This window comes from Brevibacillus laterosporus, from assembly GCF_030489605.1.
GTDB lineage: Bacteria > Bacillota > Bacilli > Brevibacillales > Brevibacillaceae > Brevibacillus_B > Brevibacillus_B laterosporus_E.
Genome location: NZ_JAUKFY010000021.1, coordinates 17,894 through 36,507 on the forward strand (window position 1 = coordinate 17,894; position 18,614 = coordinate 36,507).

14 protein-coding genes are annotated in these 18,614 nt (G+C 40.4%); 3 read left to right on the forward strand and 11 right to left on the reverse strand.

The window, feature by feature from the left end; all coding sequences use genetic code 11:
• Positions 1-97 precede the first annotated feature (97 nt).
• Positions 98-1,999: a BglG family transcription antiterminator gene (locus QZ995_RS18665; protein WP_301809872.1), complete on the forward strand. Its 1,902-nt coding sequence runs from the start codon at positions 98-100 to the stop codon at positions 1,997-1,999.
• A 434-nt stretch (positions 2,000-2,433) separates the two neighbouring features.
• Here the strand turns inward: QZ995_RS18665 and QZ995_RS18670 are convergent, their stop codons facing one another.
• The 10 genes from QZ995_RS18670 to QZ995_RS18715 form a co-directional block, all read right to left on the reverse strand.
• Positions 2,434-2,880, reverse strand: coding sequence for a hypothetical protein (locus QZ995_RS18670; RefSeq protein WP_301809873.1), 447 nt, complete (start codon positions 2,878-2,880; stop codon positions 2,434-2,436).
• Between the two features lie 32 nt (positions 2,881-2,912).
• Complete coding sequence (locus QZ995_RS18675; protein ID WP_301809874.1) at positions 2,913-3,755, reverse strand: hypothetical protein; 843 nt, start codon at positions 3,753-3,755, stop codon at positions 2,913-2,915.
• A gap of 311 nt (positions 3,756-4,066) precedes the next feature.
• Entirely contained in the window at positions 4,067-5,254 is a 1,188-nt protein-coding gene (locus tag QZ995_RS18680) for a Ger(x)C family spore germination protein (RefSeq protein ID WP_301809875.1), read from the reverse strand.
• Positions 5,251-6,357, reverse strand: a complete 1,107-nt coding sequence (locus QZ995_RS18685) for a GerAB/ArcD/ProY family transporter (RefSeq protein ID WP_301809876.1) — start codon at positions 6,355-6,357, stop codon at positions 5,251-5,253. The genes QZ995_RS18680 and QZ995_RS18685 overlap by 4 nt, the downstream gene beginning before the upstream one ends.
• A gap of 49 nt (positions 6,358-6,406) precedes the next feature.
• Positions 6,407-7,999 carry a spore germination protein gene (locus tag QZ995_RS18690; RefSeq protein WP_301809877.1) on the reverse strand — a complete coding sequence of 531 codons (1,593 nt, stop codon included), beginning with the start codon at positions 7,997-7,999 and terminating at the stop codon, positions 6,407-6,409.
• A gap of 677 nt (positions 8,000-8,676) precedes the next feature.
• The gene (locus QZ995_RS18695) at positions 8,677-9,831 is read right to left on the reverse strand and encodes a WD40 repeat domain-containing protein (protein ID WP_301809878.1); all 1,155 of its coding nucleotides are present in this window, start codon (positions 9,829-9,831) and stop codon (positions 8,677-8,679) included.
• Entirely contained in the window at positions 9,828-11,285 is a 1,458-nt protein-coding gene (locus QZ995_RS18700) for a sensor histidine kinase (RefSeq protein ID WP_301809879.1), read from the reverse strand. The genes QZ995_RS18695 and QZ995_RS18700 overlap by 4 nt, the downstream gene beginning before the upstream one ends.
• A 2-nt stretch (positions 11,286-11,287) precedes the next feature.
• Positions 11,288-11,986 (reverse strand): response regulator transcription factor, encoded by a 699-nt coding sequence (locus QZ995_RS18705; protein ID WP_301809880.1) that lies wholly within the window; start codon positions 11,984-11,986, stop codon positions 11,288-11,290.
• A 759-nt stretch (positions 11,987-12,745) separates the two neighbouring features.
• Positions 12,746-13,375: a type 1 glutamine amidotransferase family protein gene (locus QZ995_RS18710; protein ID WP_301809881.1), complete on the reverse strand. Its 630-nt coding sequence runs from the start codon at positions 13,373-13,375 to the stop codon at positions 12,746-12,748.
• A 54-nt stretch (positions 13,376-13,429) separates the two neighbouring features.
• Entirely contained in the window at positions 13,430-14,419 is a 990-nt protein-coding gene (locus tag QZ995_RS18715; RefSeq protein WP_301809882.1) for a helix-turn-helix transcriptional regulator, read from the reverse strand.
• Positions 14,420-15,388: 969 nt separating this feature from the next.
• Here QZ995_RS18715 and QZ995_RS18720 point away from each other — a divergent pair.
• Positions 15,389-16,612, forward strand: coding sequence for a zinc-dependent alcohol dehydrogenase (locus QZ995_RS18720; protein ID WP_301809883.1), 1,224 nt, complete (start codon positions 15,389-15,391; stop codon positions 16,610-16,612).
• Between the two features lie 62 nt (positions 16,613-16,674).
• Positions 16,675-17,760 carry a class II aldolase/adducin family protein gene (locus QZ995_RS18725; protein ID WP_301809884.1) on the forward strand — a complete coding sequence of 362 codons (1,086 nt, stop codon included), beginning with the start codon at positions 16,675-16,677 and terminating at the stop codon, positions 17,758-17,760.
• Here QZ995_RS18725 and QZ995_RS18730 read toward each other — a convergent pair.
• A complete protein-coding gene (locus tag QZ995_RS18730; protein ID WP_301809885.1) occupies positions 17,750-18,589 on the reverse strand; it encodes an alpha/beta hydrolase in 840 nt (279 codons plus the stop codon). The genes QZ995_RS18725 and QZ995_RS18730 overlap by 11 nt on opposite strands.
• Positions 18,590-18,614 lie beyond the last annotated feature (25 nt).

Here is an 18,614-nt window from a genome sequence, read left to right on the forward strand (position 1 = left end):
GTTCCTATCTGTAGGAACTTTTTTTATTCGAATGCATATTATTCTTTTTTTATAATAAAATGAGGAACCCTATATCTTTCATATAAGGAGCTCTGTTATGAAAAATGATCGTAAAGAGGCTTTCATTCAATACCTAGCATCTAAAAATGATTGGTGTACAGCGACAAGCTTGGCGAATTATTTTAAAGTGTCCACAAGGACCATCAGAAAATATGCTAACGAAATTAACCAGGATCAAATCATTATCGCTTCCTCTCCCCAAGGATATCAGCTTATAAGTAGGACCCAAGTAAAAACAGACGATAATCCTACTTCTCCCATGGATCGTATGAAAGTCATATTGAAGGAATTAATTCTACACTCGGAAGGGGTAAATATCTTTGATCTTGGTGATAGACTTTTTTTAAGTGTTTCTTCAATTGAAAATGACATCGTTCATGCAAATAAAATTATTAAGACTTATCAATTAAAAATCCGCCATAGAAAAGACATGCTCATTTTAACAGGCGAAGAGAGAGATAAGCGGAAATTAATGAGCTTTATTATTTCACAAGAAACCTCCAACGAATTTTTAAGCTTAAAAGCTGTTCAAGATTCCTTTCCGGATTATGATGTTTCTTTACTAAAAAATGAAATCGTTTCCATCCTGAGCGAACATAATTTGTATGTGAACGATTATATTATGAATAATATCCTCCTCCACCTTGTAATTACCGTGGACCGAATAAAAAATAACAACTCGGTTATTCAAACAACTGATCTCCATAAATTAAAAAGCAATCTTGAAACAAAAGCAGCCAATAAAATCGCTGATTTTCTGGAAGCACAGTACAGCATCCGTTTTAACGAATCGGAGCGCTATAATTTTATTTTGCTTTTATCAAGTAAAACAACATTGCTTAATTATCAGTCATTGACGCCTAGCTCTTTAAATCATTATGTCGATGAGCATTATGTGAACCTCTCTAAAAAATTGCTAGAGAAGGTACATGAACGTTATTTTATTGAAATCCTTGATGATGAATTTTTTGTCAATTTCACGCTCCATATACGCAATTTAATTTTTCGGGCAAAGAATGAGCAAATGGCTAAAAATCCTTTAACGCATAAATTAAAGCATTCCTATCCTCTCATTTATGAATTGGCTGTCTTTATATCCAATCAAATTCAGCTGATGGAAAACATCCATATTAAGGAGGATGAGATTTCTTATATTGCTTTTCATATCGGGTCTTACTTTGAACGAAAGGTAAGCCTAGAAAAGAAGATTTTATGTGCAGTTATTTGTCCTAACTACTATGATATGCAAGTACAACTGATTCAAAAGCTAGAAAAGAAATTTCATGATTCTTTAGAGATTATTAAAGTTTCATCTGACTCCAGTGAGGTTGCTTTACTCGAGGAAATAGACTTAATCATCAGCACACTGCCTTTACAGAAGGAACAAGTCCCATCTGTATTTGTTCATCCTTACCTGACGGAAGAAGATTATGAATATATTCAAAGTCAAATAAACAAACTAAATAAGCAAAAAAAGATACGCAACCTAAAGCAATATCTTGACTTATATTTTGATGAAGATTTATTTATGAAGAATGTATATCTCGACAGTGATGAAGCCTACATTGCATTCATGTCGAATCTGCTTTATGAGAAAGGCTATGTGTCCCAAGACTACGGAAAGTCAGTATTAGAGAGAGAGCGAATGTCCTCCACTTCCTTTAACAACAATGTAGCTGTTCCACATTCTATGCATATGGATGCTGAAAAGACAGGTATTTGCATTATGATTCTGGACCGCCCGGTAAATTGGGGAAAAGAGAAGGTGCAAGCCATTGTGATGATTTCAATCAACAAACATCAGCGCGAATTATTCAGCCCCTTTTTCGAAGGCGTGATCAATATTCTATCGGAATGGAAAAATGTCAATGAGCTAATTAAAGCCAAGGACTATGAGGATTTTATGGACAAGATGACGAGGCTTTTACATGAGAGCTAATTATTTAAAAGCTGCTATTTTCTTTTGTAAGACTATCACGGTATATCTGCAAAAACCTTTATAATGGAAGCAACTGACTTTATGAGCAGTTGCTTTTTTTTACATTCACACTATGATTGCCAGGATTCAGTTTCAGAATACCCGAATAGGATACGGATCAAGATTGCTTCAAATTTTAAAGGAATATGGAAATGAGAATGGGTTTACATCAGAAATTCCTGTTAACTGGGAAGTAAGAATATCGTCCTTCTGACAACTGAAAAATAGCAAGGGTGGCAAAATGACCAATCTTGCTATTTTATGTAATTTGAAGTCTCTTAATCACGATACCAAGGAGGTCTCAAGAGTACATTATCCGTAAGAGAAATGTTTGTTAGTTTTATTGTTCAGAGGATATTTAAGATTTATTTGTTACAACAATAAATAATTCTTTTTTATCTAATATAAATGTTTGAAACGTCAATTTTCTGAGATATTAGTGAGAATGCTCCTTCCTCATATGCTTTTGAATTCCTGGTTCTCATCCAAGGCATTATTTTTAGATTAGGAGGATGGGCTTTGGCAATAATTTTTACTTCAACTTTCTCATTAAATCCTTTCGGTTCACCAACTAAAAATAGACTATTCTCTTCGAAAAACGCAGAAGAAAGTAAAGTGAAAATACCACCAGAGTAAAGTAAACATGAATGAATATATGAAAATTTTCCACGGCACTTGCAAATGTATAGCACAGACATAGCAAAGCTATGGTATCTATCAATTTCCTTGGCGTTTTCTGTCATTTTTTCAAGGGAAATATTGTGTAAGATACCACGAAAATAGGCTGATATTGCACCGGGTGTGTTTAATTCTAGTTCTAGAGAGTTTAAACTGCTCGCCAAACAACGCACTGCTTCGTCATAAATGGAGAGGATCAGATAACGAACAGTACGCTTTTGTTTAAGTATTTCTTCTTCTGCTTTCGAATAAGAAGTCGCATGAATAGAATATTTATTAACAGTAGAAATTCGGACTCCTTTACTAAACTGTGAATAAAACCTTTAGCGGTCGCTAGTATTCCTTGGTAGGTTTCTGGAGAAAGATTTTTTACTACACCGTAGCATGTAAAAATGTCTTTAAGAAGGCTTCTTTCACGTTCGATCGTATAAAATTGGGTAAGGATTTCTGGAACAAAGTTAAAAACTACAAATTCTTTTTTTGTCTCAACAGATTTATGTACTTGTACTTCTACAATTCCAAATAGGTTAGCATTTATCTCACGAATTGATAACGAAAAGCGTTCATTATCAAGAGATAATTTACGCAAATGGTATTGTTTGCGTGAGAAAAACGCTTCTTTTTCCATTACAACAGTCGCATTCTGAGAAGAACTTTGAATAGATAATTGGAGAGCAACTTTTAAAATGATGCGTTTAGCGTTAACTTTTAGTCTTTTAAATTCAGGGCTATCGAAAAAGAAAAACGGTTTACAATAACGGTCCCCGCGTTCCCATTCAAGGTTATCGCTTGCCAGCTCGAATCGGATTAGATCTGGATTATTAGGATGGTAAGACAAAACACCATCCCGTTTAAGTTCATTCATCATTTCTTTTACATATTTTACAGTGGTCTCAATTTCAGATGCCAAACGTTCAATAGTCGAAAAACGGACATGACAATCCCAATCAATATATTTAAAGAGTGAGAGACAAAGATCAATTTTTTTAGAAGACAATGTATTAATGTCTTGATTAATAAAGCTTTCAATTATCTTCATTTTTGTCTCCCTCCTCGCATAAATAGTTTAAAAGAATCTTACACGTAACTAAAATGCTCATCAACTCGTACTTGTGAGTACCCATCCCTCGTGCTTAACGGCTGCATCCGCCGAAGCGGGCGGGTCAGTTGTTCGTCAATCCTGACGTTTATGCCCTAGCTATTTCTTTATCCATGAGATGGAGCAGATATCTTGCGTATGACTGCTTATCCATATTTACCCTCTCCTATTCGTAAATAAGCGGTATATTTTAGTACAAAAAAAGGCCTATAAGGCCCTTTTTGTGGGATTATTGGCAGATTTACAAGCTTTCATCTTTTAATTTCATTTTCCTTCAGAATTCCCGACGGACCCAATTTCCCTTCTTCCCAAACTTGTAGATTTAATGCAGCGAAAACTTCCGCCTCGGAAAATTTGTTACCCCATTCCTTTTTCATCCTTTTCCATGCATAAGGATGTTGTCGGTGAAAGGCTTCCCCGAATCTAAAAATATCTGTACCGAGGGCTTGTGCTTCTTGGATTACCTTTTGAACAAATTTACCGGTTTGTCTATTTAGCTCGTGCTGTACCAATATCATGTTTTTTGACTCTCTTAAGTCTAGTCGCGTGTTATTTTCCCGAATCGTACCTTTTCCGCCAAGAGTAACGGTAATACTAACTTTATTGCCACGCTGGGATGTTTTGATCTTTCTCTTCAAATGGTCTACCTCAACTAAAATGTTTCCCTTCTCCCCGGGAATATTTACTGTGAAGACATTGGAATTTAATTGCCCTACGATCCATTGCCGGATGAAACTCTCTTTCATCGGCAAATAGGTAACGAGACGGTTTTCCTTATCAAAAATAGCGAAGCCCCTTAGCTTCATCTCAGGAGCTGTCTGTTCCGAACCTTCCTCAGAAGGGCTGTCCTTTTTTTCGACGACAGGCAAAATGGGGCAACTCTCCTCGCTCGAAGCGGCCATCAAAAAGTTTCGCAAGGTGAGATCTGGATCTAATCCAGTAGCCTCATGCATTTTGACAAGAGCATTCGCCGAAAACCGTTCCAACGGATTGGATAATTCAAGGAAATCCTGCACCGATCCGCCTTTCAAAACGAACATGTCTGTTCGTAGCCGGACAATGGGATCCCGGCTTAATTCATCCAAAATTTTTGAAAGACCATGTCGCGCTAACTTGTCTCCAATGAGAATTACCCTGCGATGCCCGGAAAACCATGTGCGGGAAACTTTAAGTTGCATATCCCTAGAGGCTTCGTACAGATTTTTTCCGGTTCCCGAGACAGTAACAAAAGCCTTGTTGCTTTGACTTGCCGATTTACCGCTGCCCATTTTCGATGGGAGCGCAAACTGTGCCGTTCCCCGATACGTTCCATCTTTGTTCAAATCAATTCCCCACGCGATAATAATGGCTCGATCATTCAGTTCTTTGCGATCCCAGCAACCTGTCGTCAACAGCATGAGCAAAATGAAAATGATAAAAACCACCCTGTTTTGTTTCATTGTTGCCTCACCTTCTTATTGGATCTCTTTATACGGATCGTCCCGACAATCCATAATAAAAGAGGAATTCCGAATACGTTGATAGGCATGACATAGGGCAGCCAAAATTTTTGTGGGTAATCGATTATGACCTGCGCGATGTTTTTTGGCAATAGCGAAAAACCGAATACGATCGGAACAACGACCCAAATTAACTTTCGCCAATCTTTCATGTTCAACCATTGTGCAGTTCCGTAAGTAGTGGCAAACAGGAATAAAGAAAGCTTGGTAAAAACAGAGAACATCCAGACGACCACAACCAGGATATCAACATTTTGAATGAAACCCAAAATGGAAATAAAACGTGACATATTATAGAAAGGAAACCACATCCGCGAAGAAAGTATCGGCCCAAACGTCATAATAGACATCGCTACCGCCACAAAAACCAATAAAGACGGGACAGCCATTCCCCACATTGCCCGTGGGAGCGCTTTGCGGGAATCGGATAGAAAGCAAAACACCATCATCAATATGACCATTTCACTATAAAAAGCAGCGGTTGGGAGTGCCCCTTTCAAAATCGGCCTCAACCCGGAATCGGCGTAAACTGGAGTTAATTGCTGCCAATCCAAATGATTCAAGCCGAGAACGCAGGTACCCAAAACCATTAGGACAATAATAGGACCCACAATTTCACTGCAACGGGCGATTCCCTCAATACCGCTTGTATAAATGACATAAACCGCTAAGATCAATTGTGAGATCAATAGCACCGATAACGGTGTTTTCTCAAATAATGCAAGGTGTAAAAAATCCGAGGAATTGCGCAAGATTACTCCATCTACCGAATACCACATCACAAAGTAAGGGAGGATAATGACTTTTCCTAACCATTTTCCCAGTATCGTTTGGCTATATTGGATAAAGGTTTGATCCGGGTATAATAGGCTTATCTTAGCAGCAAGGTATACTACGCCAAGCCCGATGACTCCCGACAGTAAAACGGAAATCCAAGCATCTTGCTTGACCTCAGCGATAGCTGGAGTCAACGTAAAAAGTATACCTGATGCAGTTTCAGTACTCACTATCAGCCAAAAGAGCTGTAGTCCGGAGATTTTCATAAGAATTGCTCCTATCCAATGCTATTCATGTTGGTGTGTAAATATCTATTTATGTACGTTTCCCACGTTGCGGATCAGGCTTTTGGCCTTCCGGTATGCGCTCTTTATCCCTTCCTACAAAAAACGGGCGCTCACGCATAGCCCATCGCGGCGCTCGTATAAAAATATCCTTTGAATTTCCGGGAATCTCAGGGGAAACCGGTGCGAGATAAGGCACTCCAAAAGAACGCAGATTCACTAAATGAATAAGCAGTACAATCAATCCAAGACCAATTCCATATAAACCTAGCGTCCCCGCCAAGATCAGAAGAGGAAACCGAACGAGTCGAAAAGCAAGTCCAAAATTATATCGTGGAATAGAAAATGATGCGATGCCAGTAAATGCGACAACAATGACCATAGGAGCAGCAACGATCCCGGCATTGACCGCAGCTTCCCCAATCACCAATGCTCCAACCATGCTAACCGCTGAGCCGATCGGTTTTGGCAAACGAATCCCGGCTTCCCTTAAAGCCTCGAACATAAATTCCATCAAGAGCGCCTCTACAACGGCCGGGAAAGGAACGCCTTCACGAGCGGAGGAGATACTTAGCAATAAATCTGCTGGAACTAACTCTGGATGGAACGTCGTAGCTGCAACATAAAGGGAAGGAAGGAGTATCGAAATGAAAAGCAACGTGAACCGCAGCCATCGAATGGCTGTGGAATAGATAAAATGCTCGTAGTAGTCTTCTGCCGCCTGAAGGGCCGACCAAAAGGTCATGGGAACGATAAGCACGAACGGAGAACCGTTAACAATAATACCGATTTTGCCTTCCAACAAACTAGATAGTACAACGTCAGGCCTTTCCGTGTTCTGCACTGTTGGAAATGGAGAGAAGGGAGCATCTTCTATGAATTCTTCAATGAATCCGGAATCCAGTACTGCATCAATCTCAATACGGCTAACTCTCTTTCGGACCTCGTCCAAGATGGAATCTTCTACAATGCCTTCAATGTATACCAAGGCCACATCCGTCTGAGACAATGCACCGATGGTGACCGATTCGGTTTTCAGCCTTGGGCTTTTTAACCTTCGACGCAGCAAACTCGTATTCGTTCGTAAGGATTCAGTAAATCCTTCACGTGGACCGCGTACTACGGATTCGGTTTGCGGTTCAGTAACCTGACGCTTTTCAAAATCAGTAAGGTCGGCGAGCAAAACCTGGTTCCCCCCCACTGCAAACACGGCGACGTAGCCACTTAAAATGTCCTGTACTGTTTCCGATACACGATCTGTCAGCTTGATTTGCCGGGTAGCGACAGCTTGATTACCTATGAATTCTCCCAAGGATTCCAGTTTACTTAACTCATGCGGCAATCCTGTGTTGATTAGCGGATTAAGAATGGTTTCTTCCAAGCTTGCCTTATCAACCATCCCATCAACATAGATCAATAGCGCTTGCATTTGCCCATGAAGTTGAACTGAACGATATACAACATCCGAACAGTTTCGAAACAGCTCGTTCATCATTTGCTCATTTTGTTGTAAATCTAAAGCGAACTGCTGATTCAGAAGTTGCCTATCTTCTTGCAGCAGAATTTCCCTCTTGGCCCGTTTTTTAAGGAATGAATTCAAAAACCGCTGAGTAATACGTGTCATAAGGAAATCTCCCGAATTAATAATTTATACCGATTATTAATCCCCAATTCAGTGACATTCATACAAAATCCGAAACCCTTGAAATAACAGGTGAGACTTCGATACTTTAACCAACAGGCATGACCGCCATTTGCCAGAACGTCAAGAAGATCGCCAACCACCTAGCCAAGTGGGCCGGATAGGGCGATCTTCTTATTTTCATATAGGAGCACCACCCCATCGGCATCAACTTAAAATAATTTAGTACCCCCAAAACGAAAAATACGCTATTCTTTTCCGTAGATTCCTAAGAGAGGATGGCGTTTTTTATGGAAATCTTAGACGAGCTACAGCTTTTTTCTCAAGAGCTCCAGCGTTGCTTATGTCTGAAGCTCTTGAAGAGCTTGCCAGAGAAGCATAATTAATTAACGCTAAACTCGTGCTGGCCCCCGACTCTTCCGAATATATTTCTCTTATATCACGAAAGTTTGGCTTACTTGCAAAAATTGCGAACAAAAGAGATAGACTCAAGCTTTTATTGTTTTGATAGTGCTTTGCTGCAAAAAAACAACCTTATTTCGGTTGAATAACGAAATAAGGTTGGCAAGCTGTCCGGTTCCCGATATGACCTCTGGTAGGGTATTGTTCATTACAGATTTGAGGATTTTAAGATTGAGCTATTTTTCCAAGATATACTATTAAAATGTGAGCACAAAAGGCAGTTCATCCGAGGTATTCGATTCTACCACTCCGCCCTGCACAGAAGAATAGTACTTCCTGCCATGAATGAGAAGGCTTTTATTATCTGGACTCCAGAAGATTTTCGACGGTATGACGCCATGATACACAGGTTCTTCGTAGAGAACATTTTTACCTTGGAGCTTTCCGACAAAGATGGTGTCTTTATCGTACAACGAGTATGCGACATACTTCCGGTCTCGGGAGAACTCGAAGTTGCTTACTTTATCCAACAGGACGGTAAGCTCGCTGGTTCTGCGGTCGTATTCATACAGCGTTCCATCTGTTCCAAGGTACACGAACTGATCATTATTTAGCCAAGCGTTTTGTTCGTGACCCGTCTGATGGTCATACTGTACAGTAATATCACTTCCATTAATCATTCCCATGACTATCCTGTTGGAACGACCTGATTTAATCTCAAACAGGGTAAGCAGCACGCTGTGTCCATCATCAGAAATGTTAGCCCCTGTGAGCGTCCATCCCCGATCAATATCCTTTAGTTGATACGTTTTGTAGGATCCTGAATCGTTATCGTATACACCTACACTGGCTTTTCCCTTCATGGATGCATCTATGATAAGAAAGCATACGTATCGACTGTTGTTAGACCACCTAACATCTTGCAGATACAAACTTTGTCCAGAATGGTAGATCACTACTTCCGTTTCCTTTCCGTCAGGTAACGAGATCAACTTTAGCGATTCACCAGATGCCGACATGGCCATTTTAGAGATTTTCTTGCCGTCTGGGGACAGTTCCAAAAAAGCTGTATTGGTATCGATTTTTTTCAGCAGCTCGAACTTTTCATAGGGAAAGGAAAGACGACCTAATTTCCACATCGCACCCTCAGTTGTGCTCGCTTTCCTGAACAAACCAATCACAGATTCTGTGGCGGACCACCCCAGAATCTGATCCGTCTCCCCGAATGTATTGAAGAAACGGTATATCGCCTTCACCTGGAACGGGCGGCTATTCAGTTCTTCGGTATGAGTCTCTTCCTTACTTGGTATAACAATCGTCTCAGATCTAGGCTCTAGCGTGCATCCGGACAGAAAAATGGCGAAGGACAACAACAGCGCCCCAGACGTTAACAAGAATCGACTATTCATCATGATAATATCTCCGCCTTCACGCAAGGAATTTCCACAAACACGCTAGTATAATTATTCTCGCTGACGATACTGATCGTCCCTCCGTGATCGTCGACGATGGATTTGGCAATACTCAGTCCTAAACCGACACTTCCTTCTTCCGCATTTTTCACATTTGCCGAAAAAAAGGGTTGAAACAGCTGTGTTAGTTGCTCAGGTGCGATCGGGTTACCGGGATTTTTAAATTCAACACGTACATTCCCAGCAGAAAGCTCGCCCTTGACTGATATTTTTGCGTAAGTTGAGCTGTATTTGATGGCATTATCCAGAAGATTAATGAAAAGCTGGCGCAATTTGTCAGCCTGACCGTACACAAACAGATTTTCTTCAGTCCTCCAGGCGATCTTCTTCTTATAACGCTTCGCCCGAAACGACATCGAATCACAAACGTCATGCAGAATTATTCCTGTGTCCACTCTATCGAATTCATAATTCTTTGAGGTTCTGCGGGAGATCTCAAGCAGTTTTAACACCATTCTGTGCAGACGTCGGCTCTCTTCGATGATGTGATTGATCCCTTTTTCAAAAAACTCCCGGTCAGTTTCCCCTTTTTCCCGAATAATTTCGGCGTACCCCAGAATGGAAGTCAACGGTGTTTTGAGCTCGTGCGTGATATTGTCAAAAAATCGTTTTTCCTGTTGGTTGACTTCTTTAAGTAAGTCACGGTCTCTTTCGATGGTTGAAATTTGGGTGCTGATCCGTTCGATCATATCGTTAAAATTGACAGCCAGTCGACCAATCTCATCCTTGCGATTAAAATGAATACGCACATCGAGATTGCCGTTCTTCACCTCTGTGGAAGCATGGGTTAGTTTGACGAGTGGGATCGAGAGGTGCCTGGAGAGGATATAGGAGAACAGGAACGCCACTGCGAAGAGCACAAGCGAGCTGTAAAAGATGATGTCCAATATCCGTCCACTTTGTTCATAAAGCAGGCTAAAGTCTTTAGCAAATCGCAGGATTCCTGCCTTGCTTCCGTCAATGACAACCGGATAAGAGAAAAAGACCTCCCCGTTGTTCTGGTCGTACGTGATATGATAGGCTGTTTTGCCTCCAATCGCCTGTTTAAGGTCCTCCTCTTGCTGTCCTGAGAATACCGACTTGTCCGAGGAATGCAACAAAACGCCTTCCAACGTATAGACGCCGACGTTGCTTCCGGTGGCATGATTTAAGTCACTTACCAAATCCTGGGCCATTTGGCTGAAATAGAGTTTGTTATTTGAAAAATGATTGATAAGAAATGCTTGACGCACATACACATTGCTGTTGTTTTTCAGACCAACCAATTCCGAAGTTACAATCTTTTGATTGCTCGTCCAAATAATCTCTTTTACCATCTGATTGAGAATAAGGAAAGAGAAAAGAAAGATCAGAAAAAAACCGATGATAAATTTGGCTCGGATCGTCCCTATCATCGCTATTCGACCTGCTTCCCGAATTTGTACCCGATCCCGAACACGGTTATGATCAAATCGCCTATATCCAGTTTTTTGCGGAGCCTTTGAATATGGGTATCAACCGTCCGGGTATCGCCGCCAAAATCGTATCCCCATACCAAGTCAAGCAATTCTGACCGAGTGAAAATTCTTCCCCGCCGGCCAAATAATGTCATGAGTAAGTCAAATTCCTTGGGAGTGAGGTCGACTAGTATGCCCTCTTTTTTAACCAGTCTTTCCTCCGCCACAATCTCAATATTTTTAAACCGGATCACATCGTCTTCAACCGTATCCCGTTCCCCAATATTGGCTTGATTCACCCGACGTAGAATCGTGCGGATTCTAGCGACAACTTCACGAAGGTCAAAAGGCTTCGTGATATAATCATCTGCTCCGAATTCAAGTCCGAGCACTTTATCGGTAATATCAGACTTCGCAGTTATCATTAAAATAGGAATATTGTAGTTTTCTGTAACTCTTTTACAAATATCCAGCCCACTTTGATCCGGTAGCATCCAGTCGAGCAAGAGAAGATCGGGATTGAATTGTTCCATTTCCATCATTCCTGTAGCTCCACTTGCCGAAGTACGTGTACGAAAGCCTTCCAACGTAAGCCCATATGAAAGTAAATCGGCAATTGGTTGTTCATCTTCAATAATGAGTACTTTTGTTTTATTCATGGAGATCATCATTCCTTACTAGTCCAGCTTGGGGTAAAGTTTAACAAGGTCCCTATGTTGAATCGATTTTAGCACATTATAATATAAGTCATAACTTCTAAGCACACTCTTTCTCTCCATAATTCCTAACTCTGGTACCAGGGATATAGTAAATATTTGCCCAAATGAGATCTATTACTATAAATAATTACGGAATTAACCATTATAGTAGATTATACACTGCTGTTATTAACTGCCTTTTTCAACCGTTTTTTCGCGCCAAATTCTGGAATGGAAAAGTCAATTAAAGGATCAAAAATGCGATGTATGACTATTTATTTTAACTTTGCGAGAGGTGATTTCTCAAGATTTTTCTGTATAGACGTAGGATCAAGTCCTGCATCACGGGAAGGAGTCATTGAATTTATTCTCCATTGCTCATTACCTATACCGGTAAAATCTAAGCTCAACTTACGATTAACCTGAACACCTTTTTTCTACATCCTGTACACGTTTTATGATTGTTCTTCGTCTTCCTAAGATAGTTTTCTACATGCAAAAAGGCTCACTCCAGTTGTAACAAGCGGAATAAGCCTTCTAAGTGTGGTTTAAGTTTATAATAAGATATTCAAGTTTCACATCAGACTCTGTTTACCTTGTACAACGTGCGGTGTACGGCCTAACTGTAAAAAAGCACACCCTCTTTTGACTAATGAATAATATAACTTTTTTCCCAGTACTGCTCAAGTACTATCAATTGTATTTTGGTTTACTTATCAGCTATTTGATAGAATTCATTAACTCGAAGAAGTATTTTGGTTCATGAGTCTGATAAAGATTGAACCATGAATGTAATGTTTCTGGTGCAAATACATCTAGCACCTTCAATACATGCATCGCAAATTCCAACGGAGCTATTCCTGATGCAGTAACTAAATTCCCATCAGTTACTGCTGGTTCCATTTCATAATATTTTTCTCCAATATAATTAGGACAAATCATTTTCATATATTCTAGATTGTTGCTTGTGTGCCTTCTTGAGTCTAGCAATCCCATCTTTGCAAGTCCCACTGTGGCACCACAAATCGCCGCAACAACAGTGCCTTCTTTTAAAGATTTAGAAACCTTTTTCAATATGGCTTCGTGAACGGCTTCTATCCAAGTATTTCCGCCCGGAAGAACTAAAACATCAGTACTTTCCAAAATACACTCATCAATAGAAATACTAGGCAGTATTTTCAATCCTCCCATTGTAGTAACAGGATTTTTATCAACGCCTACTGCAACCACCTCTAAAGGCGCTAATTCTTTTTTAAAATACCTTCCCGAATTTAGTTCCGCAATTAAATAACCTACCTCCCAGTCTGACATAGTGTCAAATACATAAAGATACACTTTTTTTGCATGCATTACACATACTCCTTTTGTAATTGATTAATCGATATACCCTATTATAAAAAAACTTTACTGACATCTTCCGTCAGTAAAGTTTTCAAAGTTGTAATAATTAATTAACTCATATAGAACTTCAATAAGTTTTTGCTTCAAACTTATTGGTTCAATTACTTGAATAGATTTGCCATAAGGTAAAAGTAAATACGGTACATACGTATGAATTGCTTCTTCTTCTAGTAAAAATATCGCTTTCTTTGAAGTCCGTTCTTTAAAATGATGTCCTAAAAACCAATGCTGGCATAAGTTATCCAACGCACTTGTCTTACCACCAACAACTAGAGGCATAAGTCCTTGCTTATCTTCTGTTTCTGGAAGTAGGTTTTTCATAAAAAATTCACCTGCCGAAAAAAACTTTGGACGATTGAAGGTACCTTCTGTTTGAATGATACTGACAATTCGCCCCACTCTAAAACTGCGGATTTCATTCCTTAGATGACAAAATGCAATGACATACCAGTTATTATTCCAATAAACAATTCCATATGGATCAACAATCCTGCGCTTAGCTTGCTCTTCACGGCTTGTAAGGTATTCAATTTCTACAGATGATTCGTTTACTATACCTTGCTCCAATTTCTTCAATGTTGGCTCCATAGATGATTTTCCAATTGGACTTATTACTTCAAGCCCTTCTAAATGTTGCTTGATCATTCTTTCCTGCTCTTGATTTGAATACATTTTTAGCTTTGATGTTGCTCTGTTTAATGCCTCCCCTAAAAAATATCCAGCTTCTTTTGCAAAAACAGCAGCATGAAGTAATGCGGTTTGCTCATCAACATCAAAAAGAAGAGGACTTTCAATAAAATTCTTCAACAGGGTATACCCCCCATTATGACCCGTGTCAGATATAATCGGCACACCACTGGCAGAAAGTGCATCAATATAACGGTAAACAGTCCTTATATTAACCTCTAACTTTTCAGATATTTGTTTTGCAGTAATTTTCCTCTCTGAATTCAACATCCATAGAATCGCCATCATATTGTCAATTTTAGACATAATATTTCACCTCAATATTCCGCTCTATACGAACGTGTTCAATAGCAGTAAATTCATTTTGCTTAACATTTTTAATGTTGCTAGTGTACTTTAACCGGTTCACTGTACTTTATCTAAACACATAGTGCAGTTGAATCAAAGCATAGACATCAGTATTTAAAGCCAAAACCATTCTGATAGTAGAGTAGTTTCTTCAAGTAAAAGACCCTTTTTTAATCTTTGATGATGTATGCATACAAGCCTGACTATACTCTTCCCTCACTTCAAACTCAACTTGGGCATAGTGCAATACTACAATTCAAGCACATACCCGCACATGAGAAGAGCAACAAAAGGCTGCGGCTGATCGTGTATCAAGATAGAATTAAAAAGAAGCTAGTAACATCACTAGCTCTATTAACTTAATGATAATTATGTAAAGTTTAGGGGTCACTGACCTGTTTTACTACTTTCCAACAAGAGATAATCCATTTTTTAGGAACCAAATTCCTCCCCCAATCCTCACAGCCTTATCCTTCATTCCCATTTGACTGTAAAAAACCCATTAACCTTGTGTAAATAGCGAATAATATCTTTTGCTATTTCTGGCTTACTGTTGTTTCCTCCTTATCATATTTAGCTTAGCTAGAACATACTTCTCAGTTATCCAATAAGCTTATCTGGATAACCAGGATCAGTCGCATATCCAAGCAACAAATCCGTATTTGACGCCACTATCTCTGCGATGTACGGACGAACAGCCTATCCGGCGTTTAACCGTGTGAATGATACCCATACGTCCGACACAGCTTTAAGACTACTAAATGATGCTAAACTTTTGCTTTATATTACATTACCTAGGGGCGAAACGATTTGGGGCTGGGCTAAGTTAGTTGTACACAGTTCTCATATTTAAATCATAACAGTGAGTTTTTGATAATACACATCAATACTGTCAGGACAATCATCTGAAGGGAGGAATAACAGGTTGTGAAAGCAATACGATTTCAAGCAACCATTCCTCGTTATTTATCAAGTAAAACGTTGGGACGTTTTTTCCCCTCCGTATTTTACGGTCCAATGTCATGCATTAGTTATGATGATGTAAAGGAGCCATCCTTACCTAATCAAGAATGGGTAAAGATTAGGGTCAAGTTTTGCGGTATATGTGGAAGTGATCTAAATCTCATTTTTCTTCACGACAGCCCTGCTACTTCTCCTTTTGCTTCATTTCCCTTTACGATCGGCCATGAAATAGTTGGTGTAATAGAGGAATTGGGACGAGAAGTAAAAAATCTGTCCGTAGGCGAACGAGTTGTGATTGATCCTATCCTGTCATGTGAGGCAAGGGGATTTCATGAGCCATGCCCAGCTTGTCACAGGGGTGACTTTAGCCTGTGTGAGCGAATGACCATAGGCGATGTTTCGCCTGGGCTACTTATCGGGGCCTGCCGGGATACGGGAGGTGGCTGGAGTCCCCGTTTGGTTGCTCACCAGAGTCAGATCCTTAAGGTACCCCAGGATGTATGTGATCTTAATGCGGTGATGACTGATCCGTTCGCCACTGCCTTGCACGGCGTCATGCGAGACCAGCCTCGGGATAATGAAACAGTTCTGGTTATCGGAGCAGGAGTGATTGGTATTTGTGTTATCGCAGCTATCCGCTCACTTGGAAGTAAAGCTCGTGTGATCGTTTTAGTAAAACATCCGTTTCAAGCGCAAATGGCACGCCGTTATGGAGCCGATGAAGTGGTATTGCTATCATCCCAATCTGATTATAATCAGCAATTGGCGGATCTTTTGGGAGCAAGAGTATTGAAGCCGATCTTTGGGAGTCCGGTTATTCAAGGAGGAGCGGACATCGTCTACGAGTGTGTTGGAAAGGATCAAAGTATTAACGATTCACTGCGATTTGCCAAAAGTAAGGGGAAAGTAAACTTGTTGGGAGTGGCTAGTATTCCCCATAAAGTAGATTGGACCCCAATTTGGTTAAATGAACTTGATATAAAAGGAAGTTTTGCCTGCGGCACGGAGGAATACCAGGGAGAGCGACTTCGTACCTATGCCCTTGGGCTAAACTTGATGCGCTCCGGTAAAGTTGACTTGGCTTCTTTAGTAACCCACCGCTTCCCGTTAGATCAGTACCGTGAAGCCATTGAGACCGCTGCGGGTAAGGGAAGAACGGGTGCGATAAAAGTTATTTTCGAACCTTAAGCTTTCCTGAACGATATAAAAATTGTCGTTTCTCATGAGAATGCTGAGAGTGAGGGATTGAAATGAAATTTTCTTTTGTTGGACAGTTAAACAGCCCTAATGTAAAATGGTTTGCCGACGGGATAAATAGGGAGCTCGTTGCCGAAAGATATCAATATTGCGAAGAATCAGCCGATAATATACGGATTATTTTTAATTTTGTTGATCAGGATAATATGAAACCTTACCGCCGGAAAGCACAAGCTACTTTTTGCGCCGCAGTGATAGAAACAAATAAAGTCCCTGACGATATTATAAAGGAAGCTTACCCTATTTTAATCCGTACTTTGTCTAATCTTTTAATTTACATTATCCGATCGCAGGAAACACTCGAAGCCTATTTTATCACCCTTGAACGAGGATGTTACTCCGTTCCTTACACAGATACAAACGATGAACTGTTTTTTTCCAGAGTAAAGGAAAGGCTGATCCCTATCGCTTCCTCTCGATTGGTGATTAATAACGAATTTCACTGTGACTTGCCTGAAGAACTATGGAATGGTGATGAAAAAAGCGCACAACTTATCGAAGCAGGAAGCAATTTGGATGCGCTTGACCTTCTGCCAGCTCCTTTTCCAATGGAAGAACTGCTCAACCCCCAAGATTTTCGTCATGTCAAACGACTTTTTGGAATAGGCGGTTTAAGTTATGGGAATTTGAGTGTACGAAAAGAGGGACAACAATTTTGGATGAGTGCCAGCGGGGTAAACAAGGGAGATATGCAAGTGATCGGACGGGACATCCTGCTCGTCATGGGATACAATGAGGAACGAAATGCCATGCTTCTCAATATCCCTCCGCACATCAAACCTCGCCGGGTGTCTGTTGATGCCATCGAGCATTGGATGATTTACACTCGGCATCCTGAGGTAGAAGCAATTATTCATATCCACGCCTGGATGGACGGGGTTCACTCCACGGAAATAAATTACCCATGCGGTACTTGGGAATTGGCGAAGGCCGTATCAGATCTGGTCAGCCAGGCAGATGATCCTTCGAGAGCCATTATTGGTTTGAAGAACCATGGTTTGACGATTACCGGAACAAGCCTTGAAGATATTTTTGAGCGTATCGATGGGCGCATCATTCGTCAGGTCCCTATGACCTAACAGATATCCACTCAAAGATATTAGTTACTGCTTCCTCATGGCGATGCTCATGCAATGGTCTATGTCCCCCATCTGAAAACATTACATACCCTTTATCATCGTTAGGAATCGAATGAAAAAAATTCTCTAGTAATCTTTGATCAATCAAAGTGTCTTGTTGACCGTAGAGAATCAAAGTGGGGAGGTTATACTTTGCAACTTCTGACAAGGCACGGACTCCGCTTTGTAGCATTTCGGCAAACCATCGCGGGGTATATTGAATGGTAAACAAAGGATCAAGTAAGCTTTCAGAGGAACTCCCCAGTAAAATCGACCTTGACCAACTCCACTTGAAAGGTTCAATCGGTAGACGGGGTGTTATCCTTGATAGTAATTGAGCCATTTTTTTTAGCGGATAAGGTATGGAAAAACCCATTCCCAATACGGGAGATGATAAAATCACGCCTTTTGCCCTTCCATAGTATTCCTGACCGTAGCGAATCACGATCAGCCCACCCAAGCTATGACCTAATAAGAAAATAGGCAGGCCCGGGTATCGATCTTGCAGCAGGATAATCAATGCTTCCAAATCATCTAGGTATTCTTCAAAATGATTGATATGGCCGCGATGTCCTTCAGATTTGCCAAACCCTCGTAGATCGGGAGTAATAAGCCCGATTTGATGACGCAAGGACTCCTCTCCTATATGGGAATAATAACCTGAATGTTCTCCGGAACCATGGAGTAAAACCATTAATGCCCGGGGTTCTGCCGGAATCCAGATGCGATAATAGATATAAACTCCCTGCGCTCCAATATAATGGCTGCTTATACAAGAATCTCTTTTCATTAGGACACCCTCCGAAGGAAGCTTT